Genomic DNA, 17327 nt, shown 5'->3' on the forward strand with positions numbered 1-17327 from the left:
CGCATTCCGCGCGCCCGAGCTGACCGGGAGTTTCCGTTGATCATCGACGCACACAGCCACGTCCACGACCCCGTGCACCAGCATCTCGCCCTGCTGGACGAGGCCGGAGCCGATCGCGCCGTGCTGTTCGCGACCAGGCCGCATCCCGAACGAGCCACCGATCTGGTCTCGTTCCGCCGGGAAATGAGCGCGCTGGACGCCGCGCTGAACGGCCAGTCCGGAGACGGCTACCAGTCCGCCTGGCAAGAACTGGACACCGCCCTGGCCGCACATCCGGACCGGTTCCTGGGCTTCCGTTCAGTCCGCCTTGACCGGTCCGAAGACCAGCTGGCCGCGGAGGTCGATCAGGTCGCGAGCGGGTTCCACGGCATCGGCGAACTGACCCCACCCCCAGGCGCGGCGGCCCGGATCGAACCAGTCCTGCGGGCAGCCACCGACCACAATGGACTCCCGGTCGTGGTGCACGGCTCCGCCCCGACCGCCGAAGCCGATCTGTCCACCCTGGCGGCGCTTGCCCGCAGCTACCCGACCGTGCCGCTGGTGCTCAGCCAACTGGGCGGCGCACATTGGCTCACCGCGATCGATCTGGCCCGCGAGACCCCGAACGTCTACCTGGAACTGTCGACAGCCAGCATCGTCTTCGCGGTCCGGCTGGCGATCAAGGAACTCCCGGACCGCACAATGTTCGGCTCGGACGCACCCTACGGCGACCCGGTCTTGGCCCGCACGACGATCGAACGCGTGACCCCGCCCGGAGAACTGCGAAACCGCGTCCTCGGCGGCACCCTGGCGGAGGTGCTGGGGCTATGACGTTCGCCCTCAACCGGCTCCGGAGCGTGGCCCGAACCAGGAGACTGCGTGCGTTGTTGCGCGGCGCGCGAAAGCCGTCCGCACCCAACCACGCGGCGACGACCCCCTCATCACCCAGCCGCCGAGACCCCGTCCTTCAAACTCCGCCCCGGAAGCAGCCGGCTGATCGCGTCCTCCATGTGCGCGTCCAGCAACTGCAGCGCCGTCTCCTCGTCGCCCGACCGCAGGGCTTCGATGATCCGCGTGTGCTCCTCCAGCCGATCCTCCACGCCCTGATACGTGCTCTGCAGCAACGTCAGGCACATCCGCGTCTCGATCAGCAACGTCCGGGCCATTCGCATCAACCGCTTGCTGCCGGAGGCATTGATCAGGGCCTCGTGAAATCGGAGGTCCGCCTCGGACAACGCGGCCGGATCGTCCGCGGCGGCGGCCATGTCGGCCACGTTCTGCTCCAAGATGGCAGCCACCGCCTCGCGGTCGCCGCGGAACGCGCACAGCAGGGCGGCTCTTTCCACGGCGGACCGGGCGAGATAAATATCGAACACGTCAGCCGGTTCGAGGTCGATCACGAACAGGCCCCGGTGGCGTTCGCTGCGCAGCAAGCCCTCGGACACGAGGTGCTGCATCGCCTCCCGCAGCGGGCCGCGCGAGACCTGGAAGCGGGCGGCCAGGTCGGTTTCGCCGAGCTGGGTGCCCGGCGGCAGTGCGCCGGTCATGATCGCGTCGCGCAGCTGGCGCGCGATCACCGCGGCGGTCGATTCCCGGCTCACCGGTTCTATGTCAGGGAGTGCGACCACGGGTCAGCCCCTCGTCCGGAACAGCGCGCCCAGCGAACGCACCAGCCGCGTCGTACCGGTCAGGCGCAGGCCTTCCCACACGGTCACCTGGTTGGCGGTCAGCACCGGCTTGCCGAGCTTCTCCTCGATCGCGGTGATCTCGCCGAGCGTGCGCATCGCGGTGTCGGGCACCAGAATCGCGTCGGCGTCCGGGTGGTCGTGGCTTACCGCCAGATCGACGACAGCCTCGGGCGCGAGCTGGCCGACCTCGGCGGCGGTGTCGATGTCGGCGCTCGACATCGAGAGCACCTCGACGCCTCCCGCGGCGAGGAAGTCCACGAACAGCCGCGCGACGTCGTCGGGGTAGCTCGCGGCCACCGCGACTCGGTGCACGCCAAGGGCTTTCGCCGCGTGCACGAAGGCGAACGACGTGCTCGACGCCGGGACCCCGGCAACCGCGGCGAGCTGGTCGGCCTGGTTGCGCGCGCCGTCCCAGCCGTACACGAAGCTGCCGGACGTGCAAGCCCACACCACCGCTTCCGGCTGGTGCTTCGCGAGCAGCCGGGCGCCTTCGGCGAGCCGGGCTTCGCTGCCGAGGTCGAGCAGTTCCGGCACGGCGTGCAGGTCAGTCCCGTAAATATGGGCGACCGGCAGGCTGATGTCGCCTTCGGAGCCGCCGAGAAGCTGTTCCGCGAGCGGGTAGTCGTCCTCGGCCGCGTGGTCGGGGTAGATGAAGCCGATCGTGGTCACGAAACCTCCGGGATGCGCAAATTGTCGACAATATTAGCGGGACGGGTCAAGACACCTCCCGCAGCCACTGGCCGGGACCCACGACGGGCAGCCGCATCCGGCGCAGGCAGGCCCACATGGTCAGCTGGTTGGCGGTCAGCACGGGTTTGCCGAGCGCCTTCTCCAGCGGTTCGATCAGGTCGAACGTGGGGAGGTTGGTGCAGCTGACGAAAATCGCCTCGGCCTCGCGGTGGTCCGCGGCCAGGATCCGCTCGGCGATGGTGCGGTAGCTGACCTTCCAGATGCCGCCGCCCAGCCCGAGGTGGTCGCTGGACACGGTGTCCACGCCGACCTCGGCGAGGAAGTCGTGGAGTTTGCCGGTGAGGTCGGCGTCGTACGGCGTGAGCACCGAGACCCGGTGCAGGTCGAGTTGGTGCAGCACCTCGACGAGAGCTCCGGAGGTGGTGACCGCGTCCGGCGCGCCCGCGTCGCAGATCGCCTTGGTGAGGGAGCGCTCGTAGTCGATGCCGTTCACGAAGCTGCCTGAGGTGCACAGGTACGCGACCACCTCGGGCTCCACGTGCAGCACGTCGCGCGTGGCCGTGGCGAGGTGCCGGCTGTCGCTCACCAGCTGGGCCATTTCCATGCTCACCGGGACCGGTTCGTACGGGGTGCGGGCGAGGTGCAGCGACACCTCCATCGGCACCCAGCGCCACAGTTCGCGCTCGAGCGCGAGGTCGAACGGCGCGATCACGCCGATGCCGCGCTGGGCTAGCGGGCCCTCGAACGCGAGGAAGTCCAGATCCAAGGTTCAGCCTCCGGAATACGCCTGTGCGGATGCCCGTCCGGTGCTCCGGGGGTGGTCCTCGGATTGTTGACAATCATACGAGCCACTTTTACCGTGTCAATCGTGATCGCCCCGGAAACCCCCGTACTGGCAGTGCTCTGCGGGGCAGACCAACCACCGGACATGGCCGCTATCGAAGACGCGGCGGTAGTTCGTTACACCGACGAGCGCGGCCTCGCCGGTGCGCTGGCCGGAGCCGACGCGCTTTTTGTCTACGATTTCCTTTCCGGAGCCGTCCCGGGGGCCTGGCCCGCGGCGGACCGGTTGCAGTGGCTGCACATCGCGAGCGCCGGCGTCGACCCGGTGCTGTTCCCGGGGCTGCGCGAGAGCGACGTGGTGCTCACGAACTCGCGCGGGGTGTTCGACGACGCCATCGCGGAGTACGTGCTCGGCGTCGTGCTGGCGTTCGCCAAGGACTTCGCGCGTTCGCTCGACCTGCAGCGCGCCGGCACGTGGAAGCACCGCGAGAGCGAGCGGATCGCCGGGCGGGAGGTGCTGGTGGTCGGCACCGGACCGATCGGAAGGGCCATCGCGAGGATGCTGCGGGCGGCCGGGATGCGCGTGTCCGGGGCGGGCAGGCGAGCCAGGGTCGGGGACCCGGACTTCGGCGTCGTGCGCGAATCCACCGAGCTGGCGCGGTATTTGCCCGAGTTCGACTACGTCGTCGCGGTCGCGCCGCTCACCGATCAGACCAAGGGCATGTTCGACGCCTCCGCGTTCGCCGCGATGAAACCGTCCGCGCGATTCGTGAACGTCGGCCGCGGCGAACTGGTGGTCACGTCCGATCTGATCGCGGCCCTGCGAGCCGGCGAGATCGCCGGGGCCGCGCTCGACGTCTTCGAAACCGAGCCGCTGCCCGCCGAGAGTCCACTGTGGACCATGCCGGACGTCCTGCTGTCGCCGCACATGTCGGGCGACTTCATCGGCTGGCGGCGGACCCTGGTCGAGGTGTTCGCGGGGAACTTCCGGCGCTGGGTCGCCGGGGAACCGCTGTGGAACGTCGTGGACAAACGGCTCGGCTACGTGCCGTCCGAATCGCAGGGAGGCGCCGGATGGGCGACCGGGAATTGACCGCCAGCGAACTCGTCGCCGCCTACGCCACCGGCGAACTGTCGCCGGTCGAGGCGACGAAGAGCGCCCTGCAGAACATCGAGGACCGCGACGGCGAGATCAACGCCTACTGCCTCGTCGACGCCGAACGCGCGCTCGACCAGGCGAAAGCGGCCGAGGCCCGGTGGCGCGACGGGAATCCGATCGGCGCGCTCGACGGGGTTCCCGCGTCGATCAAGGACATCTTCCTCACCCAGGGCTGGCCGACGCTGCGCGGTTCCACGAGCATCCCGGTCGACCAGCCGTGGGAGGTCGACAGCCCGGTGATGGCGCGGATGCGCGAGGCGGGGCTGGTCGTGCTGGGCAAGACGACCACGCCGGAGATCGCGTGGAAGGGCGTCACCGACAGCGCGCTGGCGGGCATCACGCGCAATCCGGTGAACCCGCGGATGACGGCGGGCGGGTCCAGTGGCGGCAGCGCGGCCGCGGTCGCGGCGGCGATGGGTGAGCTGTCCGTCGGCACCGATGGCGGCGGTTCGGTGCGGATTCCCGCGTCGTTCTGCGGAATCGTCGGCATGAAACCGACCCACGGCCGGATCCCGCTGTTCCCAGCGAGCCCGTTCGGCCCGCTCGCGCACGCCGGGCCGATGGCGCGCTGCGTGGACGACACGGCGTTGCTGCTGGACGTCCTCGCGCTGCCCGACCACCGCGACCCGACCGGGCTCGCGCCGCCGATCAGCGCGTACCGCGAGGCGGTGCGGCGCGACGTGCGCGGGCTGATCGCGGCGTATTCGCCGGCGCTCGGTTTTGTCGACGTGGACCCGGAAATCGCCGCGATCGTCCAGTCTGCGGTGCAGTCGCTCGCCGACGCCGGGTTGCAGGTCGAGCAGGCCGATCCCGGATTCGCCGACCCGAAGGACGCCTTCGACGTGCTGTGGTCGGCAGGCGCGGCGAAGTCGCTCGACGCGTTCCCGCCGGGCAGCGAGCCGCGGGTCGACCCGGGCCTGCGCCGCGTCTGGGAACGGGGCCACACCTACTCCGCGGGCGACTACCTCGACGCCACCGCGGAACGCGCCGCGCTCGGCATCCTGATGGGCGAGTTCCACACCCGCTACGACGTGCTGCTCACGCCGACCGTCCCGATTCCGCCGTTCGAGGCGGGCCACGACGTGCCGCCGGGCAGCGGGATGAGCGAATGGCCGGAGTGGACGCCGTTCACCTACCCGTTCAACATGACGCAGCAGCCCGCGATCAGCGTCCCGGCCGGGCGCACCGAATCGGGCCTTCCGGTGGGACTGCAGATCGTCGGCCCGCGGCATTCGGACGACCTGGTGCTGGCGGTGGCGAAGCTGCTGGAGGAGGTCCGGCCCTGGGCCGCGCCGTGACGCTCGCCGGGCAGACGCGAGTCACGTTTCCGGCGCGATCAGCTATGGCAGGCTGTCGCGCATGACCGAGTTCACCGCGCCCATCGACGACCGCTGGTTCGAGGACTACCCCGAGGGATCGGTGTACGAGTTCGGCGACACGACTGTCACCGAAGCGGAGATCGTCGAGTTCGCCGAAAAGTACGACCCGCAGAGCTTCCACGTCGACCCGGCGGCGGCGAAGGAGGGCCCGTTCGGCGGGCTGATCGCGAGCGGCTGGCACACGTCCAGCCTGATGATGCGGATGTTCGCCGACCACTACCTGTCGTCGGTCGCGAGCCTCGGCAGCCCCGGCATCGACGAACTGCGCTGGCCGCGCCCGGTGCGGCCGGGGGACCGGCTGCGGATGCGGGCGACCGTCACCGAGGCGCGGCGGTCGAAGTCGAAGCCCGATCGCGGCCTCGTCCGCACCCGGATGGAAGTGTTCAACGGCGACGACGAGCTGGTGTTCAGCGCGAGCGCGGTCAACTTCCTGTCGGTGCGACCAGCTCCGCCGGCCGGTTCGTGAGCTGCCGGATCTCGCGGCTGCACAGCGCGAGCCCGGTCGAAACCAGGATCAGCACCCCGCACGCGACTAGCACCGGCTCGCGGCCGAAGTGCTGCACGAGGGGACCCGCCGCGATCTGCCCGAGCGGCATCGCGGCGAGTGAACCCACCATGTCGTAGGAGTACACGCGCGCGAGCTTGTCGGGCGGGATGTGTTCCTGAAGCGAAACGTCCCAGGCGACGCTGAACTGCTCCATCGCCAGCCCGGCCGCCAGCATCGCGACCAGCAGCGGGACGAGCGACGGCCACCAGCCGAGCGCCAGCACCGGCAGAGCTTCCACTGTCACCAGCAGCACCCCGATGAACAAGGCGTGCCGCGGCCGCCAATGCGCGGCGACGATCCCGCCGACGAGCGCGCCCGCGGTCTGCATCGCCAGCGCCAGTCCCCAACCGGACCGCCCGAACGTCTCGTCCGCGACGACTGGCCCGATGACCACGAGCGTGCCGAGCCCGGCGGCGTTGACGAAGGCGAATTGCGCGACCACTACCCACACCCAGGCGCGGGACCGGAACTCGTGCCATCCGGCGACCAGATCGGCGATCGGTCGTGCGCCCGGAACCCGGTCGGTGCGCGGCAGCCGGACGGCGTGATAGGCGAGCGCGGCGGCGAAGAACAGCAGCGCGTTCACCGCCAGCGCCCAGCCGGATCCGGCCGCCGCCACCGCGACCCCGGCGACTCCGGCTCCGGCGATGCGCCCTCCGTTGACCAGCAGCCGCAGCAACGCGTTCGCCGGAGCCAGCAGGTCTCGCGGCACCGTCTGCGGAGTGATGGCCGCCGACGCGGGCAGCGACATCGCCGCGACCGCCCCGTTGACCACGCTCAGCGAGATCAGGAACGGGATCGAACTGAATCCACAAAGGACACTCGCGGCGATCAGCGCCTGGCTGAGCCCGGCCGCGATCTCGGTGCCCTGCAGGATCACCGCGCGCGGCAGCCGGTCCGCGAGGACGCCGCCGAAAAGCAGCAGCAGCACGTTCGCCAGCGACCGGGCGCCGACGACCAGCCCGAGATCGACCGCCGACCCGGTGCGGTCGAGCACCGCGAACGCGAGCGCGACCGGAGCGACCGAGTTGCCGAAGGTGCCGAGCGTTCGCCCGGCGGCGAGGGCGCGGAAACTGCGGTGCCGCAACGGCTCCAGGAGGCTCACCTGGCGAGCATCCTCTGATTGTCAACCGAATAATCAGCAGTTGAGAACGCTCGGCGAGGTCAAGCGAAGAGTGCTGTGCTCGGCTCATGCGGACGACGACCCTAGGCCGCAGCGGCCTCGAAGTCTCCCGGATCGCCTTCGGCACCGGCGGATTCGGCGGCCAGTGGGGCGGCTTCGACGAGGACACCGCGATCGCGGCGATCCGGCGCGCGCACGAACTGGGCATCACCCTCTTCGACACCGCCCGCGCCTATGGCACTGCCGAAGCGCTCCTGGGCAAAGCGTTGCGCAGCGAACTGGACCATCGCCGCGACAGCGTCGTCATCGCCACCAAAGGCGGGACGAACCCCGGTTCCGAACGCATCCGCGATTCGCGTCGAGCATGGCTCACACAAGGCGTGGACGAGAGCCTGCGCGCGCTCGGCGTCGACCATCTCGACCTCTACCAAATCCATTGGCCCGACCCGCTGACTCCGGCCGCCGAGGTTGCCGGGACGCTGCGGGAGTTCGTGGACGCGGGCAAGATCCGCCACGCCGGAGTCTCGAACTACGACTCCGCGCAGCTCAGCGCAGTGAACGAGACGGCATTGAACAAGACGGTGGAAACCGTGCAGGTGCCCTACCACCTCTTCCGCCGCGGCGCGGAAACCGATCCGCTCCCGTACGCCCGCGAGCACAACCTCGGCGTGCTCGCCTACAGTGCGCTCGGCAGCGGTCTGCTCACCGGCTCGCTCACTGCCGAGACGGCGTTCGACCCGTCGGACTGGCGCTCGCGCTCGTCCGCCTTCCGCGGGGACTTGTTGCGGCACAACCTGAAGATCGTCGACCAGCTCGCCGCGTTCGCCGAGGACAGAGGCGCGGCGGTGAGCCAGCTGGCCATCGCGTGGACGCTGGCGAAGGCCGACGTCGCCATCGTCGGCGCCCGCCGCCCGGCCAGCATCGAGAAGAGCGCGACCGACCTTCAGCTCACCTCAGCGGACCTCGCCGAGATCGACCGCATCGTCGCCCAAGCCGTCGCGGTCGGCGGAGCCAGCCCGGAAGGCATCGACTGACCGGCTACCCCCGCGTCGCGAATTCCAGCTCGGCGAGCGCCGTATCCAGATGCGTCAGGATCCGCTGCAGGTGCGGGACGCTGCGCCGGCACCCGGTGACGCCGAAGTCGAGGTTGTCCCCGTTGCTGGTCAGCGTGATGTTCAGGGCCTGCCCGTCGAGCAGCACCGACGCCGGGTAGATGCCGTCCAGCGCCGCGCCGTTCCAGTACATCTGCTTGCGCGGGCCGGGGACGTTCGAGATCACCAGGTTGAACGGCGGGCGCGTGTTGCCGACGACGCCGGGGATCGGCGACGCCCCCAGCTGGGCCACGTTGATCCCGGACAGCAGCAGCGTCTGCAGCGGCGAGAGCTGCGAGAACAGCTTCTTGCCGTTCGACATCGACTCGGAGATCGCGGCCAGCCGCCGCGCCGGATCGGTCTCGTCGGTGGCCAGGTTGCACAGCAGCGCGCCGATGTTGTTGCCGGTCGCGTCGCCGGAGTCGCGGCGGCGCAGCGACACCGGGACCATCGCGACCAGCGGCGCGTCCGGCAGCGCGCTCTGTTCGATGAGGTAGTCGCGCAGCGCGCCGGAGCACATCGCGAGCACGACGTCGTTGCGGGACACGCCCGCGGCGGTCGCGACCTCGCGCACCCGGTCGAGCGGCCAGGACTGCGCGGCGAACCGGCGCGCGCCGCCGATCGGCACGTTCAGCATCGTCTTCGGCGCCTGCATCGGCAGCGTGAGCCGGTGCTCGCGGAACGCCTCGCGGGCCACCTTCGCCGCGGCCGGCGCGATACCCGCGACCTGCTCGAACGTCTTGCCCACCAGAGCGAACGGCGACGCCGGGGCGCGGCCGTTGTGGTTCGCGGCGGGCTTGTCGCGCGAACCCCACGGCGGCGGGCAGTCCAGGTCGGCCGGGTCGTCCGACAGCGTGCCCTGCAGATGCCGCAGCGCCGAAACGCCGTCCATCAGCGCGTGGTGGATCTTCGAATACACCGCGAACCGGCCGTCGCGCAGTCCTTCGATGAGGTGCGTTTCCCACAGCGGCCGGTGCCGGTCGAGCAGCGTGCTGTGCCAGCGCGAGGTGAGTTCGAGCAGTTCGCGGATCCGGCCCGGCTGCGGCAGCGCGGAATGCCGGAAGTGATAGTCGAGCTCCAGGTCGGTGTCACGCGACCAGCGCACGTGCCCGACGGTGTTCACCGGGCGGCTCGGCCGCATCCGGAACACGCTGCGCATGTTGTCCGACTCCAGCAGGCCGCGGCGAAGGTCGCGCAGGTAGTCCTCGCCCGCGCCCTCGGGTTTGCGGAACAACTGGAGCCCGCCGACGTGCATCGGGTGCTCGCGGGTTTCGACCATCAGGAACATCGAGTCGGTCACCGGCATCAACGGCATTCGGACACCCCTTTCCGCCGCCACGGGGACCTCGGCGTCCCCGGCACCCGGAGTGTACGCACGAAAAAGCCGGTGTCTCAGATCTCGCGGCCAGGTGGGGGACAACGGGGCGGCGCGGCAGGCCGCAGACCCTGACAAACCCTGTCCGGTGACGTGTCTGCGGCTGCTTACCGGGGGCGGATACCATCGCTGGCGTGGCAGGACGGACTGGAGCTCAGCAGCTGGGGGACGCGCTCACGGCTCTCGGGGCCGAGGTGGTGTTCGGCCTGCCGGGAGTCCACAACCTGCCGCTGTGGGAGGCGTTGGCGGACACCGGGATCCGGCTCGTCAACGTCCGGCACGAACAGACCGCGGGGTACGCCGCCGACGGTTATGCCCGCAGGACGGGAAAACTCGGCGTCGCGCTCGTGACCACCGGCCCCGGCGCGGCGAACACGCTCGGCGCGGTCGGCGAAGCGATGGCGTCCGCGGCCCCGGTGCTCGTAATCGCCACGGACATCCCGTCGACGCTGCGCCGTCCGGGTGTCGTGCGCGGGGTGCTGCACGAAACTTCCGACCAGCAGGCGATGTTCGCGCCGGTGACCAAAGCCGGGTTCACCGTGCACCGCGCGGACCAGATCGCCACGACGCTGCACCGCGCCGCCCGGCTCGCGCTGATGCCGCAAAGCGGCCCGGTGTATTTGGGCATTCCGACCGATTTCCTCCGGGAGACCACGCCGCCGCGCGAACCGCCCGCGCCGCCCGCCGAGCGCGTGCTCGACCTGCCGGACCTGCCTCGTGCGTCGGAGCTGCTGGCGTCCGCGCGCCGTCCGCTGATCTGGGCGGGAGGCGGCGCGCTGCGTTCCGAAGCCGGGGAAGCGATCGGGCAGCTCGCGCAGCGGCTCGCCGCGCCGGTGCTCACCACGTTCGGCGCGCGCGGCCTGCTTCCGCCCGAACATCCTTGCCTGGCCCCGAATCCGGTGCACGCGCCGGAGGTCGGGCAGCTGTGGGACGAGGCCGACGTGGTGCTCGCGATCGGCACCGACTTCGACGGCCTGATGACGCAGAACTGGCAGATGCCCGCGCCGCCGAAGCTGATCGCGATCAACGTCGACGCCGGCGACGCGGCGAAGAACTACCGGCCGGACGTCACCCTGGTCGGCGACGCCCGCCGCGTCGTCGAATCCCTGCATCCGGAAACTCGCCCCGGCCTGGACGAGCTGACCGCGCGGCTGGCCGGCATCGGCCGCCGGGTGCGCAGGCGCATCCGCGACGAGGAACCGCAGGCCGCCGACTTTCTGTCCACTTTGGAGGAAGTGCTCCCGGCGGACGGGACGATCGTCACCGACATGTGCGTCGCCGGATACTGGATCGGCGGCTTCCACCGGGTCCGCGCGCCGCGGCGGCTGGCGTACCCGATGGGCTGGGGCACGCTCGGCTACGGCTTCCCGGCGTCGCTCGGCGCGGGCGCGGCGGCCGAGGCGACCGGCGGCGGTCGCGTCCTGTGCGTCACCGGCGACGGCGGTTTCCTTTACGCGGTAGGGGATCTGGCGACGCTGGCCGAGGAACAGCTGCCGGTGACGGTCGTGGTCGTGGACGACGGCGGCTACGGCATGCTGCGCTTCGACCAGGACCAGGAAGGCCTGCCGCACCGCGGAGTCGACTGGGACAGCCCCGATTTCGTCGGGTTGGCCCGCTCGTTCGGCGTGCACGCGGACCGGGTGTCCGGCTTCGGCCGCGCGTTTCGCCGGCTGCTGAGCGAATTCGTGGAATCGGACGAGCCGAACGTGCTGGTGGTGCGCGCGAAGCTCAAGCCGCCGCTGAACACTTCGCCGCGGTGGTATCGGAAGCCGCGCAGCTAGGCGCCGTCTAGCCGGGTCGCGCGGCCGCCTCCTTCATCCACTGCCCACGTGACGAACGCGGACAGCCTCAGTGACATGTCCAAGGCTGGCCCTTCGCGGCCTTGACTAATGTCAGGATCCTGACATACCTTAGACGGTGTCAGGAACCTGACATGACGAAAAGGAGCAGCACCGTGCCCGCCATCGGCCCCGACTTCATCTCGCTCCAGGCGCGTGACCTGGACGCTTCGCAGGCGTTCTACGAGCGGTACCTCGGCCTCGTCCGCTCGCCCGCCGGACCTCCGCACGCCGTCGTCTTCGAGACGAAGCCGATCGCGTTCGCGCTCCGCGAGGTCGTTCCCGGCACCGACCTCGCCTCCGCCGCCCGGCCCGGCATCGGCGCCGCGATCTGGCTGCTCGCCACCGACGTCCAGGCCATTCACGACGCGCTCGTCGCCGACGGGCACGAGATCGTGTCGGCGCCGATCGACGGCCCCTTCGGCCGGACGTTCACCTTCGCCGACCCCGACGGCTACCACGTCACCCTCCACGACCGTGGCTGACGCGAGCACCCTGGTTTTCGGGGCTACCGGAGCACTCGGCCAGCACGTCCTGGACGCGCTGGCCGCCAGGGGGTTGAGCCCCGAAACGATCACCGCGGCAGGGCGGAACCAGGCGCGCCTCGAGGAACTCGCTTCCGCCGGGTTCCGCACCGCTGCCGTCGACCTGTCGGATCCGGCCGCCGTCGCGGACTTGGTCGCCCGGCACCCGGACATCGTGCTGATCTCGGGCCGCGACGAGAATCGCCTCGCACAGCACGAGTCGGTCATCGAGGCGGCGAAGAACGCCCGGCACGTTTACTACACGAGCGGAGTCCGCGCCGACGACGAGCGCTTCGAGATCAACGCGGACCATCGTGCGACCGAGAAGGCTCTTGTCGCTTCCGGCTTGACGTACACGATTCTGCGGAACACTTGGTACATCGAGAATTATGTTCAGTCGCTGGCCGGTCCTCGCTTCACTGGCGTCCTCGCCGCCGCGACCGGTGACGCCGTCGTCGCGGCGGCCAGCCGGAAAGACCTGGCCGAGGCGTTGGCCGTCGTGGTCACCACTGATGGCCACGACAATGTCACGTACAGCCTTTCCGGCGACACGGACTTCACCTACGCCGACATTGCCGAAGCGATGTCCGTCGTGCTGGAGCGAGAGGTCGTTTATCGGCCGGTCGCTTCCGAAGAATTGCGGGCAATGCTCGGCAAAACGGGAATGGACGGCGAGCTGGCCAGCTTCTTGGTCGGTCTCGACGAAACCATCGCGGGCGGAGTTTTCGCCCGGGTCGGCGACGATCTTTCCCGGCTCATCGGCAGGCCGACGACCGGTCTCGTCGAAGGATTGACCGCGAAATGACCCCTTCCGATCAGCGATTCTGGATCAACACCGTCACTCTGGACCACGTCGAAGGGGCCATCGAAGGCAGCTTCACGCAGGCGGATCACGGGGCGGGAAAGCGTCTCCGCCAGCCAAGTCCGGGCGACGAGATGATTTTCTACTCGCCGCGCACGAGCTTGCAGGGAGGAAAGCCCGTCCGGCAATTCACCGCGTGGGCCACCATTACCGGCGACAAGCCTTACCAGGCCTACGTAAGCGACGAATTCCAGCCGTGGCGGCTCGCGGTCACCTTTCACGATTGCCGGCGCGTGGACGCGAAGCCGCTAGTCGACCAGCTGTCGTTCGTCACCGATCCCGCGCATTGGGGGTTGCCGTTCCGCCGTGGCTTGTTTTCCATTCCGCGGCAGGATTTCGCGACGATCCTCGCGTGCATGACCGCGTGAGGTCAGCTGTGCGAGTCCGCCTCCCAGCTGAGGAACGCGTCCAGGGTCGCTGATCGGTGCGCCCGCGCGCAGTGCTCGATCCATTCGGCGCCGGAGCCGGAGCGGATGAGATCGAGCAGCTGGTCGTGTTCGGCGACCGAGGCGAGCGCGCGGGCGGGGACGAACGAGAACGTCGAATCGCGGATCCTGGCGAGCTGGGCCCAGCCCTTCTTGACCAGGTCGACCAGGCTCGGGTTGGGGCAGCGGGTGTAGAGGACCTCGTGGAACTCGTGGTTGAGCCGGGTGAACTCGACCGGTTCGAGCTGGTCGAGACCGGCGCGCATCCGGTCGTTGAGTTCGCTCGCCTCGGCGAGGTCGTCGGCGCTCAGGTGCGGCGCGGCGAGCGCGGTCGCCGCGCTTTCCACGATCGCGAGCATCTGCATCGTGTGCTCGTAGCCGACCGGGTCGATCGCCGCGACGGTCGCGCCGACGTTTCGCTCGAAGTGCACCAGCCCCTCGGCCTGCAGCAGCCGCACCGCTTCCCGCACCGGGACCGTGCTCACGTCGAATTCCTTCGCCAGCGAGCCGAGGACCAGTCGATGACCCGCCGGGTACGCGCCCGCGGTGATCCGGGACTTGAGTACTTGGTACGTGTGCTGGCTCTTGCTGAGCCCGCCGGCCGTCTCGTGTGTTGTGGACATCCCTGTCGCCTCCCCTTCACAGCCCGCCGGGGCGGGGTGTCCAGGCCACGGTAACCGGTCCGTTCGCCGCGCTAAATAATATACATTCAATCCAGACGATGCGCCGAACGAGAGACGGGCACTTGCGGCGGCGACTGGGCCATCTGGGCAAAAAGCCTGTTCAGTTACCTCATTGAGCCTTGTCGGGGTGACGACTGATTATATACGATCTGCCACGGCCTGAAGCACCGTCAGCAGCAGGGGAGGCGCGATGCCGCGCACGACCGGGATCAGCAGAGAGCACCGTCGCGTCGTCTTGGCGGCCATGGTCGGCACGACTATCGAATGGTTCGACTTCTTCATCTACGCGATCTGCGCCGGACTGGTCTTCGCGACGCAGTATTTCGCAGTGCTCGGCAAGGACGCGCTGATCGTGTCCTTCGCGACGGTCGGCATCAGCTTCTTCTTCCGCCCGATCGGCGCGATCATCGCCGGGCATCTGGGCGACCGCCTCGGCAGGCGCGCGATGCTGATCCTCACCCTGCTGCTGATGGGGATCTCGACGGTGCTGATCGGCCTGGTGCCGAACACCGCGTCGATCGGCGTGTGGGCGCCGATCATCCTGGTGCTGCTGCGGATCGTGCAGGGGCTGTCGGCAGGCGGCGAATGGGGCGGCGCGGCCCTGCTCGCGGTCGAGCACGCGCCCGCCGAGCGACGCGGGCTGTACGGCGCGTTCCCGCAGATCGGCGTGCCGATCGGGCTGCTGCTGGCCAACGGCGTCCTCGCGCTGGTCACCGCGGTGACCTCGCCGGAGCAGTTCCTCGCGTGGGGCTGGCGGATCCCGTTCCTGCTGAGCGTGGTGCTGATCGTCGCCGGGCTGATGATCCGGTCGCGGGTCGCGGAAAGCCCGGTGTTCGAGGAGGTCCGCGAGAAGAAGGCGCGCTCGAGCATGCCGCTGGTGCAGTTGTTCCGGCACCACTGGAAGCTGGTGATCGCGGGCGCGCTGCTGTTCGCGGCCAACAACGCCGTCGGCTACATGACCACCGGCGGATACGTGCAGTCGTACGCCACGAAGACATTGCACCTCGGCCGTTCGACAGTGCTGATCGCGGTGATGCTGTCCGCGGTCGCCTGGCTGGTGAGCACGCTGATCGGCGGCTGGCTCGCGGACCGGATCGGCCGCGTCCGCACTTACCGGATCGGGTTCGTCATCCAGCTGGCGTGGATGTTCCCGTTCTTCGCGCTGATCAACACGGCCAACGTCGGACTGCTCCTGGTGGCGCTGTTCCTGTTCTCGGTCGGGCTCGGGTTCACCTACGGTCCGCAATCGGCGCTGTATGCGGAGATGTACCCGACCACAGTCCGCTACAGCGGCGCGGCGATCTCGTACGCGATCGGCGCGGTGCTCGGCGGGGCATTCGCGCCGACCATCGCCGAATCACTGCAGACCAGCACTGGAACGGTCTACGCGGTCGGCGGCTACCTCGCCGTGATGACCGTGATCGGCCTGGTCACCAGCTTCTTCGTCAAGGACCGGCGAGGCGCGTCGCTCAGTTCCGCGCCTTCGAACGCACAGGCAACCACCGTCGAAAACGTCTGAGCAGGGGGCGCGCGATGCGGACCCAGACCCGAAGCGACTACTGCGCGTGGCTCGACGCGGCCGCCCGCGACGCGCACGACGCGATCAACCGGATCCACGTCGAGGCTTACGCCGATCTGGTCCGCGCCGCTGAGATCTTCAAGGGCGAGCTGGCCTGCCGCCGTCCGTCGCGGCGGCAGGCGCCTAGTCTGCCCGGCCGGGGACAGCGCCATCGGAGCCATCGGGACGCCGGACTGCGGAGTTCCGCGATGACGCGCGTCGAGGGGTCGCGGTTCGCCGATCCCCGGCCGGGCGGGTAGAAAGGGCGGCGGCGGCCGGTCGCCGCTCCCCGCGGCGCCGGCCGGTTGAGCCGACCCCGAGGAGGAGCAATGCCGGACCAGCAGCCGAACCCGCTGTGGCACCCGTTCGCGGACATGGGCGCGGTCGACGGGAACCGGTTCGTGGTGACCCGCGGCGAGGGGTCCTATGTCTGGGACGACGCGGGCCGTCGCTACTTCGACGCCTCCGCTTCGCTGTGGTACTCGAACCTCGGCCACGGCCGTCCCGAGATCACCCGCGCGGTCACTGAGCAGCTGGAGAAGCTGGACGCGTACAACCTGTTCGGCGGCGTCGCGAACGAGCCGGCGCTGAAGCTGGCGTCGCGGCTGTCCGAGCTGGCGCCGGTGCCGGGGTCGAAGGTGTTCCTCGGCTCGGGCGGCGGCGACATGGTGGACACCGCGGTGAAGATCGCGCGGTCCTACTTCGTCCACACCGGACGCCCGGACAAGACCCACGTCATCAGCCGGACCCAGGGCTACCACGGCACGCACGGATTCGGCACCGCCGCGGCCGGGATCCCGGTGAACGCGGAGGGCTGGGGTCCGCCTGCCGCGGATTTCTCGCAGGTGCCGTATGACAACGCGGCGGCGTTGGAGGAGGAAATCCTCCGCGTGGGGCCGGAGCGAGTGGCCGCGTTCTTCTGCGAACCGGTCATCGGCGCGGGCGGCGTGCTGCTGCCGCCGGACGGGTACATCGAGGAAGTGGCGGCGATCTGTCGCAAGCACGAGGTGCTGTTCGTCGCGGACTGCGTGATCTGCGCGTGGGGCCGGCTCGGCACCTGGTACGGCATCGACCGCTGGTCGGTCCAGCCGGACCTGGTGACGACGGCGAAGGGCGTGACGAGCGGGACGATCCCGCTGGGCGTGCTGCTGGTCGCGCCGCACGTGGCGGAGCCGTTCTTCACCGGCCGTCCGGGCGCGCCGATCCTGCGCCACGGCGCGACCTACGCCGGGCACCCGGTCGCCTGCGCCGCGGCCAACGCGACGCTGGACATCTACGAGCGCGACGACATCATCCCGCGCGGCAAGGCGCTGGAGAAGCCGCTCGCGGACGCGCTTTCCGGCGCGGTCGGGCATCCGGCGGTGGCGGAAGTCCGGGCTGGGCTGGGATTCCTGGCCGCGGTGGAGCTGGCTCCGGACCTGCTGTCGGCGGACCCGGGCGCGCCCGGCCGGTTGCACAAGTTCCTGCTGGAGGAGGGCGTGATCGTGCGCTCGCTCGGCAAGGGGATGGCGGTGTCGCCGCCGCTGGTCGCGGAAGAGGCGGAGCTGGACTTGCTGGCGGCTGCTGTTCCGCGGGCGCTGGACAGGTTGTTGAAGAACTAACGTTTTACGACACCGCGGCGGC

General features: G+C 69.8%; 18 protein-coding genes. 12 read left to right on the plus strand and 6 right to left on the minus strand.

Going from position 1 to position 17327, the window contains the following annotated elements:
* Positions 1–36 precede the first annotated feature (36 nt).
* Complete coding sequence (locus ABD156_RS12360; protein ID WP_344271028.1) at positions 37–810, plus strand: amidohydrolase family protein; 774 nt, start codon at positions 37–39, stop codon at positions 808–810.
* Between the two features lie 110 nt (positions 811–920).
* Here ABD156_RS12360 and ABD156_RS12365 read toward each other — a convergent pair whose 3' ends face one another.
* The 3 genes from ABD156_RS12365 to ABD156_RS12375 are packed head-to-tail and all read right to left on the minus strand — an operon-like array spanning position 921 to position 3123.
* The gene (locus ABD156_RS12365; protein WP_344271030.1) at positions 921–1607 is read right to left on the minus strand and encodes a GntR family transcriptional regulator; all 687 of its coding nucleotides are present in this window, start codon (positions 1605–1607) and stop codon (positions 921–923) included.
* A gap of 3 nt (positions 1608–1610) precedes the next feature.
* Positions 1611–2336 (minus strand): maleate cis-trans isomerase family protein, encoded by a 726-nt coding sequence (locus tag ABD156_RS12370; RefSeq protein WP_344271032.1) that lies wholly within the window; start codon positions 2334–2336, stop codon positions 1611–1613.
* A 46-nt stretch (positions 2337–2382) separates the two neighbouring features.
* Positions 2383–3123, minus strand: coding sequence for a maleate cis-trans isomerase family protein (locus ABD156_RS12375; protein WP_344271034.1), 741 nt, complete (start codon positions 3121–3123; stop codon positions 2383–2385).
* A gap of 162 nt (positions 3124–3285) precedes the next feature.
* Between ABD156_RS12375 and ABD156_RS12380 the strand changes: the two genes are divergently transcribed.
* The 3 genes from ABD156_RS12380 to ABD156_RS12390 all read left to right on the plus strand — a co-directional run bounded on the left by ABD156_RS12380 (position 3286) and on the right by ABD156_RS12390 (position 6144).
* The gene (locus tag ABD156_RS12380; protein ID WP_377927067.1) at positions 3286–4233 is read left to right on the plus strand and encodes a D-2-hydroxyacid dehydrogenase; all 948 of its coding nucleotides are present in this window, start codon (positions 3286–3288) and stop codon (positions 4231–4233) included.
* Positions 4215–5597 (plus strand): amidase, encoded by a 1383-nt coding sequence (locus ABD156_RS12385; protein WP_344271039.1) that lies wholly within the window; start codon positions 4215–4217, stop codon positions 5595–5597. The genes ABD156_RS12380 and ABD156_RS12385 overlap by 19 nt, the downstream gene beginning before the upstream one ends.
* Before the next feature lie 61 nt (positions 5598–5658).
* The gene (locus ABD156_RS12390) at positions 5659–6144 is read left to right on the plus strand and encodes a MaoC family dehydratase (RefSeq protein ID WP_344271042.1); all 486 of its coding nucleotides are present in this window, start codon (positions 5659–5661) and stop codon (positions 6142–6144) included.
* On the opposite strand, the gene ABD156_RS12395 is transcribed toward ABD156_RS12390, so the two are convergent.
* The gene (locus tag ABD156_RS12395) at positions 6101–7330 is read right to left on the minus strand and encodes an MFS transporter (protein ID WP_344271044.1); all 1230 of its coding nucleotides are present in this window, start codon (positions 7328–7330) and stop codon (positions 6101–6103) included. The genes ABD156_RS12390 and ABD156_RS12395 overlap by 44 nt on opposite strands.
* 86 nt (positions 7331–7416) lie before the next feature.
* Between ABD156_RS12395 and ABD156_RS12400 the strand changes: the two genes are divergently transcribed.
* Complete coding sequence (locus ABD156_RS12400; protein ID WP_344271047.1) at positions 7417–8382, plus strand: aldo/keto reductase; 966 nt, start codon at positions 7417–7419, stop codon at positions 8380–8382.
* A gap of 4 nt (positions 8383–8386) precedes the next feature.
* Here the strand turns inward: ABD156_RS12400 and ABD156_RS12405 are convergent, their stop codons facing one another.
* The gene (locus ABD156_RS12405) at positions 8387–9754 is read right to left on the minus strand and encodes a WS/DGAT/MGAT family O-acyltransferase (RefSeq protein ID WP_344271050.1); all 1368 of its coding nucleotides are present in this window, start codon (positions 9752–9754) and stop codon (positions 8387–8389) included.
* A gap of 194 nt (positions 9755–9948) precedes the next feature.
* Between ABD156_RS12405 and ABD156_RS12410 the strand changes: the two genes are divergently transcribed.
* From ABD156_RS12410 to ABD156_RS12425, 4 genes are all read left to right on the plus strand, one after another.
* Positions 9949–11595 (plus strand): thiamine pyrophosphate-binding protein, encoded by a 1647-nt coding sequence (locus ABD156_RS12410; protein WP_344271052.1) that lies wholly within the window; start codon positions 9949–9951, stop codon positions 11593–11595.
* A 173-nt stretch (positions 11596–11768) separates the two neighbouring features.
* A complete protein-coding gene (locus ABD156_RS12415; protein ID WP_344272295.1) occupies positions 11769–12137 on the plus strand; it encodes a VOC family protein in 369 nt (122 codons plus the stop codon).
* On the plus strand, positions 12130–12981 hold the full coding sequence (locus ABD156_RS12420) for an NAD(P)H-binding protein (protein ID WP_344271055.1): 852 nt from the start codon (positions 12130–12132) through the stop codon (positions 12979–12981). The genes ABD156_RS12415 and ABD156_RS12420 overlap by 8 nt, the downstream gene beginning before the upstream one ends.
* On the plus strand, positions 12978–13406 hold the full coding sequence (locus tag ABD156_RS12425) for an EVE domain-containing protein (protein WP_344271058.1): 429 nt from the start codon (positions 12978–12980) through the stop codon (positions 13404–13406). The genes ABD156_RS12420 and ABD156_RS12425 overlap by 4 nt, the downstream gene beginning before the upstream one ends.
* Before the next feature lie 2 nt (positions 13407–13408).
* Here the strand turns inward: ABD156_RS12425 and ABD156_RS12430 are convergent, their stop codons facing one another.
* The gene (locus tag ABD156_RS12430) at positions 13409–14086 is read right to left on the minus strand and encodes a GntR family transcriptional regulator (RefSeq protein ID WP_344271061.1); all 678 of its coding nucleotides are present in this window, start codon (positions 14084–14086) and stop codon (positions 13409–13411) included.
* Positions 14087–14336: 250 nt separating this feature from the next.
* On the opposite strand from ABD156_RS12430, the gene ABD156_RS12435 reads away from it, so the two are divergent.
* From ABD156_RS12435 to ABD156_RS12445, 3 genes are all read left to right on the plus strand, one after another.
* On the plus strand, positions 14337–15665 hold the full coding sequence (locus ABD156_RS12435) for an MFS transporter (RefSeq protein ID WP_344271063.1): 1329 nt from the start codon (positions 14337–14339) through the stop codon (positions 15663–15665).
* A 14-nt stretch (positions 15666–15679) separates the two neighbouring features.
* Positions 15680–15964, plus strand: a complete 285-nt coding sequence (locus ABD156_RS12440) for a hypothetical protein (RefSeq protein WP_344271066.1) — start codon at positions 15680–15682, stop codon at positions 15962–15964.
* A gap of 69 nt (positions 15965–16033) precedes the next feature.
* Entirely contained in the window at positions 16034–17305 is a 1272-nt protein-coding gene (locus tag ABD156_RS12445) for an aminotransferase family protein (protein WP_344271069.1), read from the plus strand.
* Positions 17306–17327 lie beyond the last annotated feature (22 nt).

Source organism: Amycolatopsis albidoflavus (genome assembly GCF_039525725.1).
Lineage (GTDB): Bacteria > Actinomycetota > Actinomycetes > Mycobacteriales > Pseudonocardiaceae > Amycolatopsis > Amycolatopsis albidoflava.

Bases quoted from the DNA above. Each gene is read 5' to 3' on its own strand.
- ABD156_RS12380 (WP_377927067.1), top strand. From the start codon at position 3,286: ATGGCCGCTATCGAAGACGCGGCGGTAGTTCGTTACACCGACGAGCGC.
- ABD156_RS12385 (WP_344271039.1), top strand. From the start codon at position 4,215: ATGGGCGACCGGGAATTGACCGCCAGCGAACTCGTCGCCGCCTACGCC.
- ABD156_RS12390 (WP_344271042.1), top strand. From the start codon at position 5,659: ATGACCGAGTTCACCGCGCCCATCGACGACCGCTGGTTCGAGGACTAC.
- ABD156_RS12400 (WP_344271047.1), top strand. From the start codon at position 7,417: ATGCGGACGACGACCCTAGGCCGCAGCGGCCTCGAAGTCTCCCGGATC.
- ABD156_RS12405 (WP_344271050.1), bottom strand. From the start codon at position 9,754: ATGCCGTTGATGCCGGTGACCGACTCGATGTTCCTGATGGTCGAAACC.
- ABD156_RS12425 (WP_344271058.1), top strand. From the start codon at position 12,978: ATGACCCCTTCCGATCAGCGATTCTGGATCAACACCGTCACTCTGGAC.
- ABD156_RS12430 (WP_344271061.1), bottom strand. From the start codon at position 14,086: ATGTCCACAACACACGAGACGGCCGGCGGGCTCAGCAAGAGCCAGCAC.
- ABD156_RS12435 (WP_344271063.1), top strand. From the start codon at position 14,337: ATGCCGCGCACGACCGGGATCAGCAGAGAGCACCGTCGCGTCGTCTTG.
- ABD156_RS12440 (WP_344271066.1), top strand. From the start codon at position 15,680: ATGCGGACCCAGACCCGAAGCGACTACTGCGCGTGGCTCGACGCGGCC.
- ABD156_RS12445 (WP_344271069.1), top strand. From the start codon at position 16,034: ATGCCGGACCAGCAGCCGAACCCGCTGTGGCACCCGTTCGCGGACATG.